General features: G+C 35.6%; 16 protein-coding genes. 5 read left to right on the plus strand and 11 right to left on the minus strand.

Annotation, left to right across the window (positions count from 1 at the left end; genetic code table 11):
• Window positions 1-6: 6 nt before the first annotated feature.
• Both AACP56_RS00620 and AACP56_RS00625 read left to right on the plus strand, forming a co-directional pair.
• A complete protein-coding gene (locus AACP56_RS00620) occupies window positions 7-2634 on the plus strand; it encodes a DNA gyrase/topoisomerase IV subunit A (RefSeq protein WP_339334550.1) in 2628 nt (875 codons plus the stop codon).
• Between the two features lie 67 nt (window positions 2635-2701).
• Complete coding sequence (locus AACP56_RS00625) at window positions 2702-3658, plus strand: sterol desaturase family protein (protein WP_339334548.1); 957 nt, start codon at window positions 2702-2704, stop codon at window positions 3656-3658.
• A 16-nt stretch (window positions 3659-3674) separates the two neighbouring features.
• On the opposite strand, the gene AACP56_RS00630 is transcribed toward AACP56_RS00625, so the two are convergent.
• From AACP56_RS00630 to AACP56_RS00640, 3 genes are read right to left on the minus strand one after another with little or no spacing between them, the layout of a single operon-like run.
• On the minus strand, window positions 3675-4259 hold the full coding sequence (locus AACP56_RS00630; RefSeq protein ID WP_339334546.1) for a hypothetical protein: 585 nt from the start codon (window positions 4257-4259) through the stop codon (window positions 3675-3677).
• Between the two features lie 35 nt (window positions 4260-4294).
• Window positions 4295-5101 carry a TerC family protein gene (locus AACP56_RS00635; protein WP_339334544.1) on the minus strand — a complete coding sequence of 269 codons (807 nt, stop codon included), beginning with the start codon at window positions 5099-5101 and terminating at the stop codon, window positions 4295-4297.
• A gap of 2 nt (window positions 5102-5103) precedes the next feature.
• Window positions 5104-5481 (minus strand): DNA topoisomerase IV, encoded by a 378-nt coding sequence (locus AACP56_RS00640; RefSeq protein WP_339334542.1) that lies wholly within the window; start codon window positions 5479-5481, stop codon window positions 5104-5106.
• Between the two features lie 166 nt (window positions 5482-5647).
• Between AACP56_RS00640 and AACP56_RS00645 the strand changes: the two genes are divergently transcribed.
• Together AACP56_RS00645 and AACP56_RS00650 are read left to right on the plus strand one after the other, a co-directional pair.
• The gene (locus AACP56_RS00645; RefSeq protein ID WP_339334540.1) at window positions 5648-6127 is read left to right on the plus strand and encodes an Lrp/AsnC family transcriptional regulator; all 480 of its coding nucleotides are present in this window, start codon (window positions 5648-5650) and stop codon (window positions 6125-6127) included.
• 9 nt (window positions 6128-6136) lie between these two features.
• The gene (locus AACP56_RS00650; protein ID WP_339334538.1) at window positions 6137-6652 is read left to right on the plus strand and encodes a DinB family protein; all 516 of its coding nucleotides are present in this window, start codon (window positions 6137-6139) and stop codon (window positions 6650-6652) included.
• 6 nt (window positions 6653-6658) lie between these two features.
• Here AACP56_RS00650 and AACP56_RS00655 read toward each other — a convergent pair whose 3' ends face one another.
• Together AACP56_RS00655 and aroB are read right to left on the minus strand one after the other, a co-directional pair.
• Window positions 6659-6991 carry a hypothetical protein gene (locus AACP56_RS00655; RefSeq protein WP_339334536.1) on the minus strand — a complete coding sequence of 111 codons (333 nt, stop codon included), beginning with the start codon at window positions 6989-6991 and terminating at the stop codon, window positions 6659-6661.
• A gap of 95 nt (window positions 6992-7086) precedes the next feature.
• On the minus strand, window positions 7087-8142 hold the full coding sequence (gene aroB, locus AACP56_RS00660; protein ID WP_339334534.1) for a 3-dehydroquinate synthase: 1056 nt from the start codon (window positions 8140-8142) through the stop codon (window positions 7087-7089).
• A 92-nt stretch (window positions 8143-8234) separates the two neighbouring features.
• Here aroB and AACP56_RS00665 point away from each other — a divergent pair, with 92 nt between their 5' ends.
• On the plus strand, window positions 8235-9401 hold the full coding sequence (locus tag AACP56_RS00665) for a proline dehydrogenase family protein (RefSeq protein WP_339334532.1): 1167 nt from the start codon (window positions 8235-8237) through the stop codon (window positions 9399-9401).
• Between the two features lie 3 nt (window positions 9402-9404).
• Here the strand turns inward: AACP56_RS00665 and AACP56_RS00670 are convergent, their stop codons facing one another.
• From AACP56_RS00670 to porX, 6 genes are all read right to left on the minus strand, one after another.
• Window positions 9405-9764, minus strand: coding sequence for a DUF4258 domain-containing protein (locus tag AACP56_RS00670; protein ID WP_339334530.1), 360 nt, complete (start codon window positions 9762-9764; stop codon window positions 9405-9407).
• Window positions 9765-9770: 6 nt separating this feature from the next.
• Window positions 9771-10970: an alanine dehydrogenase gene (locus AACP56_RS00675; RefSeq protein WP_339334528.1), complete on the minus strand. Its 1200-nt coding sequence runs from the start codon at window positions 10968-10970 to the stop codon at window positions 9771-9773.
• A gap of 28 nt (window positions 10971-10998) precedes the next feature.
• Complete coding sequence (locus AACP56_RS00680; RefSeq protein WP_339334526.1) at window positions 10999-11538, minus strand: hypothetical protein; 540 nt, start codon at window positions 11536-11538, stop codon at window positions 10999-11001.
• An 84-nt stretch (window positions 11539-11622) separates the two neighbouring features.
• Window positions 11623-11760, minus strand: a complete 138-nt coding sequence (locus AACP56_RS00685) for a hypothetical protein (RefSeq protein ID WP_339334524.1) — start codon at window positions 11758-11760, stop codon at window positions 11623-11625.
• A gap of 183 nt (window positions 11761-11943) precedes the next feature.
• Window positions 11944-12351 carry a tRNA (adenosine(37)-N6)-threonylcarbamoyltransferase complex ATPase subunit type 1 TsaE gene (tsaE, locus tag AACP56_RS00690; protein ID WP_339334522.1) on the minus strand — a complete coding sequence of 136 codons (408 nt, stop codon included), beginning with the start codon at window positions 12349-12351 and terminating at the stop codon, window positions 11944-11946.
• Window positions 12352-12359: 8 nt separating this feature from the next.
• Entirely contained in the window at window positions 12360-13904 is a 1545-nt protein-coding gene (gene porX, locus AACP56_RS00695) for a T9SS response regulator signal transducer PorX (protein ID WP_339334520.1), read from the minus strand.
• Between the last annotated feature and the right edge of the window lie 19 nt (window positions 13905-13923).

Here is a 13923-nt window from a genome sequence, read left to right on the forward strand (position 1 = left end):
TAATACATGAATGAAAACGAAGAGTTGACAGAAGGTTTTTCAAACGAGGAAGAAGCTTCTGACGATGCGCTGACCCGTGTTACGGGCATGTATAAAGATTGGTTTTTAGATTATGCATCTTACGTGATTCTTGAACGTGCTGTACCAGCAATTGAAGATGGTTTTAAACCAGTGCAAAGAAGAATAATGCATGCCCTAAAAGAATTGGATGATGGGCGCTATAATAAAGTGGCTAACGTAGTTGGGCACACCATGCAATACCATCCCCATGGTGATGCCAGTATAGCAGATGCCATGGTGCAAATAGGTCAAAAAGATTTATTGATAGATACCCAGGGTAACTGGGGCAATATCTTAACTGGTGATAGAGCAGCGGCATCGAGGTATATTGAGGCAAGATTATCAAAATTTGCCCTAGACGTCATATTCAGTCCAAAAATCACAGAATGGCAGCTTTCTTATGACGGGCGTAAAAAAGAACCTGTCAATCTTCCAGTAAAATTTCCACTTTTATTAGCTCAAGGTGCTGAAGGTATTGCAGTTGGACTTTCCACTAAAGTGCTTCCACATAACTTTGTCGAGCTCATAGATGCTTCCATAAAACACCTTAAGGGAAAAAGCTTTAAACTGTTTCCAGATTTTCCTACTGCTGGTATTATTGATGTCACCAATTACAATGATGGTCTTCGTGGGGGTAAAATACGAGTAAGGGCCAAAATTGAAACTTTTGATAAGAACACACTGGTTATTAAGGAAATACCATACGGAACTAACACTTCTTCTTTAATAGATTCCATTCTTAAGGCCAATGATAAAGGCAAGATAAAAATCAAGAAAATTGAAGATAACACTGCTGCTGAAGTAGAAATACTTGTGCATTTGCCCAGTGGTATTTCTCCTGACAAAACTATTGATGCCCTCTACGCATTTACTGCTTGTGAATCTTCTATTTCGCCATTAGGGTGCATTATAGAAGACAACAAACCCATTTTTATGGGAATGACGGAAATGCTTCGTAGGTCTACTGATAATACAGTAGAGCTATTGAAAGCAGAATTGGAAATTCAGTTAAATGAACTGGAAGAACAGTGGCACTTTGCTTCACTAGAAAGAATTTTTATAGAAAACAGAATCTATAGAGAGATTGAAGAAGAAGAAACCTGGGAAGGTGTTATTGCTGCAATTGATAAAGGTTTAAAGCCACATACCGAACACCTCCGCAGAGCAGTGACAGAAGAGGATATTGTTCGTTTGACCGAAATTAGAATCAAGCGGATTTCAAAATTTGACTTGGACAAGGCCAAACAGCATTTGGAAAGTCTAGAAGATAGGATTGCTGAAACCAAGAACTATTTGGCTAATCTAATTGACTTTGCAATAGATTATTTTCAAGAGCTAAAGAAAAAGTATGGTAAAGATAGAGGACGAAAATCTGAAATAAGGATTTTTGATGATATTGAAGCCACAAAAGTTGTCATTAGAAATACCAAGCTTTATGTCAACCGTGAGGAAGGTTTTGTTGGAACTTCATTAAGGAGGGATGAATATGTAACGGATTGCAGCGATATTGATGACATTATTATTTTCACCAAAAGTGGTAAAATGATGGTAACCAAAGTTGACTCGAAAACGTTTGTTGAAAAAAACATTTTACATGTAGCGGTATTTAAAAAGAAAGACAAACGAACAACGTATAATCTTATTTACAAAGATGGTAGGGGAGGCCCTAGTTATATTAAACGTTTTAACGTGACCAGTATCACTAGGGATAAAATGTATGATTTGACAAATGGTAAAGCAAGTTCAGATGTACTTTATTTTTCCGCAAACCCTAACGGTGAGGCTGAAGTGGTCACTGTTCATTTACGACAATCAGGAAGCATTAAAAAATTAAAATGGGATATTGATTTTGCAGATGTTCTAATTAAGGGTAGAACTTCAAAAGGGAACATAGTCACTAAGTACCCAGTAAAACGAATAGAACTCAAAGAAAAAGGACTTTCAACTTTAAAACCAAGGAGGATTTGGTTTGATGATATCGTAAGTAGGCTTAATGTGGACGAAAGAGGAGATTTATTGGGAGAATTTAGACCAGATGACCTTCTGCTTGTGGTTAATCAAAAGGGAATTGTAAAAACCATTATTCCAGATTTAAATACTCGTTTTGATGACGATATGATTATTTTGGAGAAATGGAATCCAAACAAGCCCATATCAGCAATTTACTATGATGGTGATAAAGAGCGATATTACATAAAACGATTTTTGATTGAAAATGCCAATAGGGAAGATTTGGTCATTACTGAGAATCCAAAGTCTCAATTGGAATTAATTTCAACAGATTGGAGACCAGTAGTTGAATTGGAATTTGTAAAACCTAGGGGTAAAGATGCCAAGCCCAACCAAAAAGTGGATGTAGAAGATTTCATTTCCATAAAGGGAATAAAGGCTTTAGGGAATCAATTGACCACGGAAAAGGTAAAGAATATTAATGCTTTGGATTCACTACCTTATGAAGAGCCGGAGATGCAGTCGCCAAATGATATTGAGGTGATTGATGAAGAAAATATAGACGAAACGGATAGTGGTATAAAAAGTAATGATCAGGAGAATGATCAAACAACTTTGTTTTAAACCATATTTCTACCTATTTTACCATCGACTATAAATGCACACTAACACTATTTACTTAATTTAATATATGGATTTTACTAACCCGTTAGTCTACGGAGTGCCCGTTTTTATTGCCTTTATCTTATTTGAATTAACATATAGTAAAACCCACGGTGACGACCATTTATACAACTGGAAAGATTTAGCCGCAAGCGGTTTTATGGGAATTGTATCCGCTTTTTTGGGACCTTTGTTTAAGGTTATCTTCGCAATTGTACTTTTTGAGGGGGTCTATGAATTATGTAATCCCGAAGTAAATGGTATAAGACAGAATTTTTTGGGATATGAGTCTTTTGGGTATGTTTGGTACGCATGGCTACTTTGTATGCTAGCTGATGATTTCACCTATTATTGGTTTCACAGAGCTAATCATGAAATTCGCATCCTATGGGCGGCCCATATTGTGCACCATTCTTCGGACAATTTTAATTTAGGTACTGCTGTTAGAAATGGATGGTTCACCATTCTTTATAAACCACTGTTTTACATGTGGATGCCAGCAATAGGTTTTCCACCTGAAATGGTCGTAGTATGCCTAGGAATCGAAGCTTTATGGCAGTTTCAGTTGCATTCAGTATATGTACCAAAAATGGGCTTTATCGAAAAGATTTTTAATACCCATACGATGCACCAAGTACATCATGCGCAGAATGTAGAATATTTGGATAAAAACCATGGGGGGTTTTTAAATATCTTCGATAAGATGTTTGGAACATGGAAAGAATTGGATGATGACGTTGATGTTAAATATGGTGTTATCCATTCTCCAGATTCTTATAACCCATTGGTTATTTTGACCCATGAATTCAAAGACATTTGGAACGATACTAAAAAATCTAAAAAGCTTTCCGATAAGTTAATGTACATTTTCGGTCCTCCAGGATGGAGTCATGATGGTAGTACAATGACAGTAAAGCAACAACAAGCCCTATTTGAAAAACAAAAAAGAACCAACCCAAAAGTTGCATTTAGTAGACCCAACTGATTTTTTTTAGTCGCTATTAATTTGAGAAATCAAACGCATTGTTCACAGTAAACGATGCGATTTGTGGTGCATTTGCGACACCTCCATTTACTTCCAACCCTTTTTGTAACTGTATCGCAGAAGAAATATCAAAATGATATTTTCCGTCGCTATCGATACTTACCTCTACAGAACTTCCTGAAAGTGGCGGCAAATATGTTGTGGTTCCGTCCGTCGTAGCTGTACCGACAATACATTCTAAAACAGCCACTTGCGCATTTGGGTTTTCAGTAAGTTGTTCTGCTTGTGCTTCACGACTGGTCAATGAATATAGGCCTCCTCCAAAATTGGGGTAAGTAACAGTAATCACAGATCCATTGAAAGCGCCTTTTCCGTCATCATTAGCGGTAGTTACCACGAGCACACTTATTTCAACTTCTGTTTCATCATACGTTACTGTTGTTGAACTGGTAGCCGATGCACCGCCCTGATAGTTGAAATTTTCAAGATTCCAACTCGTAGGCCCTGTACCAGGTCCGGCTGGTCCACCATCATTGCTGCATGAGAAAAAGAACATGGCTAAAATTGCGAAACATGTTGTGTAAAACAGTTTGTTTTTCATAGTCATTAAGTCAGTATTCCACCTAAGCTATACGTTTATTCTTCCGCTACAACAGGTTTTTTATTCTTTCGCATGCGCATGTCCAAAAATTCTACCATTAAAGAGAATGCAATTGCAAAATATAGATATCCTTTTGGTATGGTACCTACTTCATTTCCAAATACCACAAGGTGGGATAAGTGCGCTGCTTCTGCAATAAGCATAAAGCCAATCAATATTAGAAAGGAAAGCCCAAGTACTTGAATGGATGGATGTTTGCTCACAAATTCCCCAACAGGGTTTGCGAAAAGCATCATAATGATTACTGAAATTACCACAGCTACAATCATTAAAATCAGGGCGTCATTTGGATTTGGAGAAATGCCATTTGTCATTCCAATTGCTGTGAGGATGGAATCAAAAGAGAAAACGATATTTATTATAGTAATTTGAACTATCGCATTTGTCAATGATGATGACCGCCCTTTCTTTACCTCCCTTTCATCATGGCCACGGTCCTCGACCTTTTCACGAATTTCTTTTGTGCTCTTATAAAGCAAGAAAAGCCCACCTAGGAATAAAATTAATGCTTGCCAACTAATACCACCATGAATCCAAGATTCGCTTAACACCAAAAATGGCTTTTTTAGGGATGTTAACCATGTTATTCCGAACAGGAGAATAATTCGCATTGCCATCGCCAATATAAGTCCTAGGTTAGTTGCTTTTTTTCTATTCTTTTTTTCTAGTTTTCCAGCGGCGATGGATATAAAAATGATGTTATCTATACCTAAAACAATTTCTAGAAAAGTTAACGTTAACAATGCTATCCAAGCATCTGGACTAGTGAAAATTTCGAACATGGTCAGTGTTTTTTAAATGCGGTTCCTCTTAATTTTTTAGAATCACCAACGGTATTAAACTCAAATGTATAAGAACTATCCGTAGTATTCAATATTTTTATGTGAATAGACTTTTCTTCAGCTCGTTTTTTGGGACTGATCTGTTTTAGAACATACTCACAGTCATTAATCCATCTTATAGTTGAAGTATCAATTTCATTTTGAAAATAATCAATTTCAATATTTCCCTTTCTAACAAAAGTTGTGGTCAGGCTATCACCATCGACTATGCTTGTAAAAGTGAAAGTTCCAGTTTTAAAATTTTTGCAATTTCGTTTAGGAGCTTCTTGGCAAGCAAATAGTAATAAGACGGATTGGAAAAAAAGTAAAAATCTCTTCATTCCTGAAAAGTACTAAAATACTTATGCATTTGAAATCTATTTAATTAACTTATAAAAGCTTCTCAATAGTTAAATAAATATCTTTTCTTACATAATATTCAAAAAAAAATAAGTTTCCTTACATTATATTCTCTAATTCATTAGTTTTGTTGAAAATAATATTGATATGAGTAAGGTAAAATTAGACGAAATAGATCACCAGATATTGGATATGTTAATTGATAATACCAGAACTCCGTTTACTGATATTGCCAAAAAACTATTGATATCTGCTGGTACAGTACATGTTAGGGTAAAGAAAATGGAGGAAGCAGGAATCATAAGAGGTTCTTCTTTAACATTGGATTACGTTAAATTAGGATATTCTTTTATTGCTTACGTTGGGATTTTTCTCGAAAAAACACACCAAACAAAGTTTGTTTTAGAGCGCTTGGCCCAGATACCTAATGTTACTGTTGCCCATATCACGACAGGTAAATTCAATATTTTCTGCAAGATTAGAGCTAAGGATACCACACACGCCAAGAATATCATCTTTAAAATTGATGATATAGAGGGCATCAGTCGTACAGAGACCATGATTTCATTAGAAGAAAGTATTAATGACAAAAAACGCTTAATGCATACTATATTTAATGAATTATAAGGCTATTTGATGAATAGCTCTACGTTAAAGCCCACCGAATATAATAGTTATTACCATCCTTATATAGCTGCTCTGGGTAAAGTTGAACTGTTAGCAAGTCTAGAATCTGGTTTGGATTCTTTTATTGGGTTTATTGAGCAAATACCAGATGAAAAGTTATACTACTCTTACAGTTCTGATAAATGGTCAATAGCCGAAGTTATCATGCATATAGTTGATGCCGAACGCATTTTTCATTACAGAGCTTTACGTTTTGCAAGAAATGATAAAACTGAGCTTCCTGGTTTTGATCAAGACATTTATGTACCAGCTAGCAGGGCCAATTCTAAGAGTAAAAAAGAAATTGCAGAAGAGTTTATAACTGTAAGAAAGTCTAGTATTGCTTTATTCAAATCCTTGAATGAAGAAGAATTGAAACATATTGGTGCAGCCAGCGGAAGTGATATGAGCGTTAGAGCTCTAGGTTTTGTTATTTGTGGACATCTATTACATCACAGAACTATTTTGATGGATAGATATCTCTAAGAATTTCTAGTATACATCTCCAGAAATATCCAAATCTGAATCTACTTCTCCCTCTAAATCATTTTCTGTAGAGTTTTCCAAGACACTCTCTTTGGCGGTTGTTTCTAGCTCTTTTTCTATACGTTCTTCAAAATTGGAAATAAAGTTAGAAAGACTTTTACTGATTTTTACAAGATAAACAGTATCATCAGTTCTAATCTCAACAGATTCAACAACTTCACCATTAGGTTTTTTTAGAGTAATGATATCATCATCGCCATAACCATGCGGATATAAATCAATAAGTAAAGCGGCTAAAGAGTGGTCAAGTCTTTTGTAATCAATGATAATTCGCCTCATTGGTAGGTTTTTTAGTTTACACTACCTAAGCTATGAATTTTTACTTTCTAACTTTTTAAAGAGTTGTCAATTGCTACATTTAGTATACGTAACCATTATTCTTTGTAGTAAGCAAACGCTTTTTTGAACAAACTTTGAGGTACTTTAACATCTAGAACAGTAGAGCCAATTTTGGATAAGAGAACAAAGTTTATATCTCCATGAGAGTTCTTCTTGTCATGTTTCAAGAGATCTGTTATTATTTCAATATCCTGGTTGGAAAAGTCAACTTTTTTAAAGTGATTTAGAAAAACATTTTTTATCTCATTTAAATCAACTTTGGACAAACCACAAAGTTCATGGGAAAAGTATCCTTCTAAAATCATGCCTACGGCAATTGCTTCGCCGTGTAAAAGAGTATCTAAATTTGGGTTATCTAAAAAATAAGATTCAATGGAATGGCCCATAGTATGTCCAAAATTCAACTTTTTCCTAATACCTTGTTCAGTCGGATCAATTTGAACGACCTTATTTTTAATGTAAACTGATTTTTGAATATATTCTGTTGCGCCAAAATCATTGGTTCCCGTAAGTTCTGTCCAATAAGCAGAATCGCTAATCAAACCATGCTTAAGCATCTCGGCAAACCCACTTGTAGTTTGGCGTTCCCCTAAAGAATTCAAAAACTCTGGAAAGATCAATACCATTTTAGGTTGGTTAATTACTCCAACTTGGTTTTTGAGCGACCCTAGATCTACCCCAGTCTTTCCACCAATTGATGCATCTACCATGGCCAATAATGTAGTAGGGATATTTATAAAATTAATTCCCCTTTTGTAAGTTGAAGCAACAAATCCTCCCAAGTCTGTTACTACACCGCCACCAAGGTTTAAGAGTAAACTTTTTCTATCAGCACCTAAATCTGATAGTTCTTGCCAAACTTTTAAACACGTATCTATTGTCTTGTTTTCCTCACCAGGCTTTATTTCAATGATTTCATCAAAGGGGAAATCGACTATATCTTTGAGTACGTTCAGACACAATTTTTTTGTATTTGTATCTACTAGAACAAAAACTTTGGAGTACTTGCTGTTTCCAAGAAATTGACGAATAGTTGCTTTTGCAACTTCAGTGAAATGAACATCATATGTTGATGTTGAAACTGTTTCCATTTATTGAAATATAGGTATAAAATAAAGACTTATTTCATAGATAAGAATATAGTATGGCTGCTTATCTTTGATTAGTTATTAATTTATCAAATATGCAGCGGATTTTTGAGAATACGGCAACAGCCTTTCAATTAAAAACAGATTCTCAGCTGGAAAGAGCCTACTTTCTTTTTAAAATGATTGCTAATGAGCCCTTGGTAAGAATAGGTACTGCAATGACCAATTTTGCCATCAAAGCACATCTTCCTGTTGAAGGACTTATCCGTGCAACAGTATTTGACCATTTTTGTGGTGGGGTTAATGAAGAAGACTGCTTGCCGGTCGTGGACAAAATGTATGCGAAAGGAGTCTGTTCCGTATTGGACTATTCGGTTGAGGGAAAGGAAGGCGATGATCCTTTGGATAGTGCATTGGAAACAATTTTAAAGATTTTAGATTTTGTGAAAGAGAAGGATGCAATTCCATTCGCTGTATTTAAGCCAACCGGTTTTGGTCGGTTTGCACTATACCAAAAAGTCGGAGAGGGAAAGAAGCTAACAAAGGATGAAATCAAAGAATGGGAAAGGGTCATCAATAGGTTTGACAAGGTTTGCAAAAAAGCGTACGATCTTGATGTTTCGCTATTGATTGACGGAGAAGAAAGCTGGATGCAGGATGCTGCCGATCAAATTGTAGAGGATTTGATGCGGAAGTACAACAAAAAGAAAGCAGTCGTTTTTAACACACTACAAATGTACCGGTGGGACAGATTGGATTATTTAAAAAAGTTACATCAAAAAGCTATGGCGGAAGGATTCAAAATTGGGATGAAGGTAGTGCGAGGTGCCTATATGGAAAAGGAGAACGAAAGAGCAAAAGAGCTTGGATACCCTACACCTATTTGTTCTTCTAAAAAAGCAACTGATGAAAATTTTGATGCTGCAGTACAATATATGTTACATCATCTAGATGTGATTTCACTGTTTGCTGGAACACATAATGAAGATAGTTCCTACCGTTTAATGGAGTTAATGAAAAACGCCAATATTAAGAACGAAGATTCAAGAGTTTGGTTCGGGCAGCTTTTTGGAATGAGCGATCATATCTCATTCAATCTAGCGAGCCATGGCTACAATGTTGCTAAGTATTTACCTTTTGGCCCTGTAAGGGATGTAATGCCATATTTAATACGCAGAGCAGAAGAAAACACCTCGGTTGCAGGACAGACTACTCGAGAATTGGATTTGCTAAAAAGGGAAAAGGAGCGTAGAAAAATATAGTTATCATTTTTTGGAAGTAATTTTTTGAATTATCACCTCTTCTTCACAATTTCTTAATTGTATCACTTTATCATCAAAATTTATAAAGTAGGTTTTACATGGTTTTGACTTGGTATCACTTTTACCAAAATCAATATCTCCATCGGTAAGAACTTTTAGAAGATAAGTGCTATCCATTTGTTTTTCTAATGAACTGTCAAAGGCAATAGGTTTAGACCTTAGATTTTTAAGCACTCTACAATTGGGGAGGTAGCAAAAATCTATACCTTCTTCTCCAGATTTCTTTTTAAGAATAAATGCCAGAAAAACAAGCCCAACGGATACCCCAACAAGATACCAACCCAAACGTTTTATAAAAGCCATTAAAATTTAAAAGATTAAAAAGTTGATATCATTATAAGAGAGGTTGAACCAATCTCCGACTGACTTATTAGTTAAAATCCCATGGTACATATATAGCCCATTTCGCAAACCTTTGTCAAATCGCAGCGAATGTTCCAATCCGCCATCTTCACCTATTTTGAGCAAATATGGGGTAAAGATATTACTTATGGAAATCGTGGAAGTTCTTGGGTAGCGAGATGGAATATTGGGTACTCCATAATGAACCACACCGTATTTTTCAACGGTTGGTTTGGCATGTGTGGTAACTTCTGATGTTTCAAAACAACCCCCAGTATCAATGCTCACGTCAATGATAACAGCACCTTTCTTCATATTTTCCACCATAGACTTGGAAACAACAACAGGCGACCTATCTTGTCCTCTGGTAGCACCAATAGCAACATCACATCTTTTTAGCGCCTTTAATAGGTTTTTAGGTTGAATGGTTGAAGTATAAACCGTTTGCTTAAGGTTGGTTTGAATGTTACGCAATTTTGTGATAGAGTTATCAAACACTTTAATATTGGCGCCAAGGCCTAATGCAGAGCGTGCAGCAAATTCCCCAACAGTACCAGCCCCAATAATGACAACTTCAACTGGTGGCACACCGCTAATATTACCAAACATTAGACCGTTGCCTTTATTTGTAGCTGCCATTAATTCTGATGCCACTAATATTGAAGAGATACCTGCTATCTCGCTCAGTGATCGTACAGCTGGATATTTACCGTCCTCATCGCGGATGTACTCAAAAGCAACTGCCGTAATTCTTTTTTTTGCAAGTCCCTCAAAGTACTTTTTGTTTTGGGTCTTTATCTGCAAAGCAGATATGACGATAGTTTGCGGATTTATCATGGTTATTTCCGCCAGGGTAGGGGGCTCCACTTTTAGAATGAGTGGGCAAGCAAAAATCTTTTTAGTATCTTTTGTAATTTCCCCGCCAGCATTGGTATAATCCAAGTCTGAATAATTAGCACCTTCACCAGCACCAGTTTCAATTAAGACTCGATGTCCATGAGCGGTAATGGCATTTACGGCATCCGGTGTTAAACAAATACGTTTTTCTTGGTATTGATTCTCTTTAGGCAATCCAATGAAGAGTTCTCCTTTTTGTTTAAGAACTTCTAGAGTTTCTTCTTGGGGTAGTAATTGTTGTTTACTAAACGGTGAGGATGGTTGTGCCATTAATGGTAAATCTGAACGTTACTCAAATTTACATTTTTTTTGAGAGTGTCTCCTTGCGTTGTTCTAATTTCTCACGTTCTTTACGTAGTTCTTCTTTAGCTTTTAGAATCTGAAGTTCGGTATCCATGGCTTTAAGGTCTATACCGTGGATATATTTATCCACTAATTTTATTCTTACAAAATATACGACCGGTATAATCACCATTGAAACAGCAACTACATATAAAATTTCATTTTCATCCAAATCATCAGAAGTGTTTATGGCAGAAAACAATTGAAAAGAATACATTGCCAGTGGTATTAAAATAGCATGGTACCACCATTGTTTGCTAGTGACAAACCAAATTATCAAAAGTAGAATGGGGATTATTTTGGATAGATACCAATATATAGCGGTTGAAGCATCCACAAAACCATTTGCCGTAACATCAAATATGTAAAAGTCAATAACTTCCTTGTCTATTGGAAGGTACTTGTAGGAATAGTATAATATTGGAGACAAAGCAATTAAAAGAGCCATAAAACCCTCAATCAAAAACTTTCTTTGTAATACGTATTTTTTTTCCATCTAAGTTTATAACAACAGTTTCTAGGATTTATTGCATAAAAAAACCCCTAAATTTTAGGGGTTAGATACATTAAGATAACAGTTTTACTCTCTGATAACTGTACCTCTCTTAATATTTGTAGAATCATCCAAATCATCTTCAACAATGATTGTGGTTGAAACAGCGGTCATTGCCAAAAAGGCAACAGCCAAAAATCCAAAAAATAATTTTCTAGTGTTCATCGTAACTAAAAATTTTGGTTAATAAATGAATTAATTCGATACAAAAGTAGGAAAATATATCGGGAAAAAGTGCATTTTATCGATAAAACATGCACTTTAACAGAAACATTAACCTTTTGGTCGAATTAATAGTCCTCGTGATTTGAATATAACCAAAGGAGGATTAACAAGATGTTAAGGAATCTAATATTCGATTAGACGGGTGTTTTCATCGATTAGGTGTAACTGTAGTTTTTTATGGTTTTCTGGGAGGAGACCACCTATTTTTTCTGGCCATTCTATAAAAACATAAGCATTGGAATTAAAGTATTCCTCAATACCCATATCTAAAGCTTCTTCTTCATTATTAATTCTGTAGAAATCAAAATGATAGGCTACAAGTTCTCCATTTACATTGTGGTATTCATTTACCAATCCAAAGGTTGGACTGTTACCAGAGTCAACAGCCCCTAGTTCTTTGATGATAGCCTTTATTAAAGTGGTTTTACCAACACCCATTGGGCCATTGAAACAGATTATATTTTTATTAAAATTGGAAAGCAGCTCTCTAGAAACTTTATCAAGTTCCTCAATTGTAAATTGCAATTTCATTTTCAGATTTATTTCGCTTCCAAAACTACAAAAGGAATTATCATTTCCTCCAAACTTACTCCACCATGCTGGTAGGTGTTACGGTAATACCCCACGTAATGATTATAGTTGTTGGGATAAGCAAAGAACAAATCGTTCTTTGCAAAAATATAGGAACTGCTAACATTAATATTGGGCAAGTGAATTTTCTTAGGGTCTGTAGCTGCCAGAACATCTTTATCCTCATAGGTTAGACTACGCCCTGTTTTATAACGCAAGTTGAGACTGGTTTCCCGATCTCCAATAACTTTTGAGGGATGCTTTACATTTATAGTCCCATGATCTGTAGTAATAATCAGTTTTTGTCCTAATCCCTGTGCTTGCTGTATAATATCCAGTAATGGGGAATTCTTAAACCAACTTACAGTCAGTGAACGATAAGCTTTATCATTGCTAGCTAACTCTTTTATCACTTCCATCTCTGTCTTGGAATGGGAAAGGATATCTACAAAATTATAGACTAAAACAGTCAAGTCATTATCTTTTTGCGACTTATAGTTTTGAGCCAACTGTTTACCTTGGCGTAAACTACTGATCTTATGGTAATCCCATTTTAAATTTAACCCTAATCGTTTAAGCTGTGCTCCAAGAAACTCTTTTTCAAACAAGTTTTTACCTCCTTCATCGGTATCGTTCTTCCACCAGTTAGGGTGTTTTTTTTCCATATCCAATGGGGTAAGGCCAGAAAAAATGGCATTACGCGCATATTGGGTGGCAGTAGGGAGAATACTATAATAGGGGACTTCCTTTTTCTTTTTATAGAAAGTAGATAAAGTTTCCTCAAATGCGAGCCATTGGTCGTATCGTAAATTATCTACAACTACCAATAAGGTTTTTTCTCCTTTAAGCTCTGGTTGAATCAACTTTCTGAATAGTGTATGGGACATTATAGGGCCATCCCCTTCATCAAACCATTCGGGATAACGCCTGTCAATAAATTTGCTAAACTGAGTGTTCGCCTCTACTTTTTGGGATTCCAAAATTTCGAACATACCAGAATCCTCAATTTCTTCCAGCTGCATTTCCCAAAAAATTAATTTTTTATAGAGCTCTGCCCATTCTTCATAACTGTTGACCATGGATAAATCCATTGCAATTTTCCGAAACTCTTGTTGATAATTTGCAGTAGTCCGCTCAGAGACCAATCTTGAATTATCTAAACTCTTTTTTAGGCTCAATAAAATCTGATTGGGATTTACGGGCTTGATTAGGTAGTCCGCTATTTTACTTCCAATAGCTTCATCCATAATATATTCTTCCTCACTTTTTGTAATCATCACTACAGGAAGTGTTGCATCCAATTTTTTTATTTCAGTGAGGGTTTCCAGTCCAGAAATGCCCGGCATATTTTCATCCAAAAAGACAATATCAAAAGTTCTATCTTTTAGTTCTTCAATAGCATCTTGGCCACTTTGAGAAGTGGTAACTTCATAATTTTTCTTTTCAAGGAATAAAATGTGAGGCTTTAATAGGTCAATTTCATCATCGACCCATAGAATGGAAATCTTCTTCATATAGTGTTATCTTTGCTCT

The organism is Croceitalea sp. MTPC6 (assembly GCF_036985525.1).
Classification (GTDB): Bacteria; Bacteroidota; Bacteroidia; order Flavobacteriales; family Flavobacteriaceae; genus Croceitalea.

Bases quoted from the DNA above. Each gene is read 5' to 3' on its own strand.
- AACP56_RS00620 (WP_339334550.1), top strand. From the start codon at position 7: ATGAATGAAAACGAAGAGTTGACAGAAGGTTTTTCAAACGAGGAAGAA.
- AACP56_RS00625 (WP_339334548.1), top strand. From the start codon at position 2,702: ATGGATTTTACTAACCCGTTAGTCTACGGAGTGCCCGTTTTTATTGCC.
- AACP56_RS00630 (WP_339334546.1), bottom strand. From the start codon at position 4,259: ATGAAAAACAAACTGTTTTACACAACATGTTTCGCAATTTTAGCCATG.
- AACP56_RS00635 (WP_339334544.1), bottom strand. From the start codon at position 5,101: ATGTTCGAAATTTTCACTAGTCCAGATGCTTGGATAGCATTGTTAACG.
- AACP56_RS00640 (WP_339334542.1), bottom strand. From the start codon at position 5,481: ATGAAGAGATTTTTACTTTTTTTCCAATCCGTCTTATTACTATTTGCT.
- AACP56_RS00645 (WP_339334540.1), top strand. From the start codon at position 5,648: ATGAGTAAGGTAAAATTAGACGAAATAGATCACCAGATATTGGATATG.
- AACP56_RS00650 (WP_339334538.1), top strand. From the start codon at position 6,137: ATGAATAGCTCTACGTTAAAGCCCACCGAATATAATAGTTATTACCAT.
- AACP56_RS00655 (WP_339334536.1), bottom strand. From the start codon at position 6,991: ATGAGGCGAATTATCATTGATTACAAAAGACTTGACCACTCTTTAGCC.
- aroB (WP_339334534.1), bottom strand. From the start codon at position 8,142: ATGGAAACAGTTTCAACATCAACATATGATGTTCATTTCACTGAAGTT.
- AACP56_RS00665 (WP_339334532.1), top strand. From the start codon at position 8,235: ATGCAGCGGATTTTTGAGAATACGGCAACAGCCTTTCAATTAAAAACA.
- AACP56_RS00670 (WP_339334530.1), bottom strand. From the start codon at position 9,764: ATGGCTTTTATAAAACGTTTGGGTTGGTATCTTGTTGGGGTATCCGTT.
- AACP56_RS00675 (WP_339334528.1), bottom strand. From the start codon at position 10,970: ATGGCACAACCATCCTCACCGTTTAGTAAACAACAATTACTACCCCAA.
- AACP56_RS00680 (WP_339334526.1), bottom strand. From the start codon at position 11,538: ATGGAAAAAAAATACGTATTACAAAGAAAGTTTTTGATTGAGGGTTTT.
- AACP56_RS00685 (WP_339334524.1), bottom strand. From the start codon at position 11,760: ATGAACACTAGAAAATTATTTTTTGGATTTTTGGCTGTTGCCTTTTTG.
- tsaE (WP_339334522.1), bottom strand. From the start codon at position 12,351: ATGAAATTGCAATTTACAATTGAGGAACTTGATAAAGTTTCTAGAGAG.
- porX (WP_339334520.1), bottom strand. From the start codon at position 13,904: ATGAAGAAGATTTCCATTCTATGGGTCGATGATGAAATTGACCTATTA.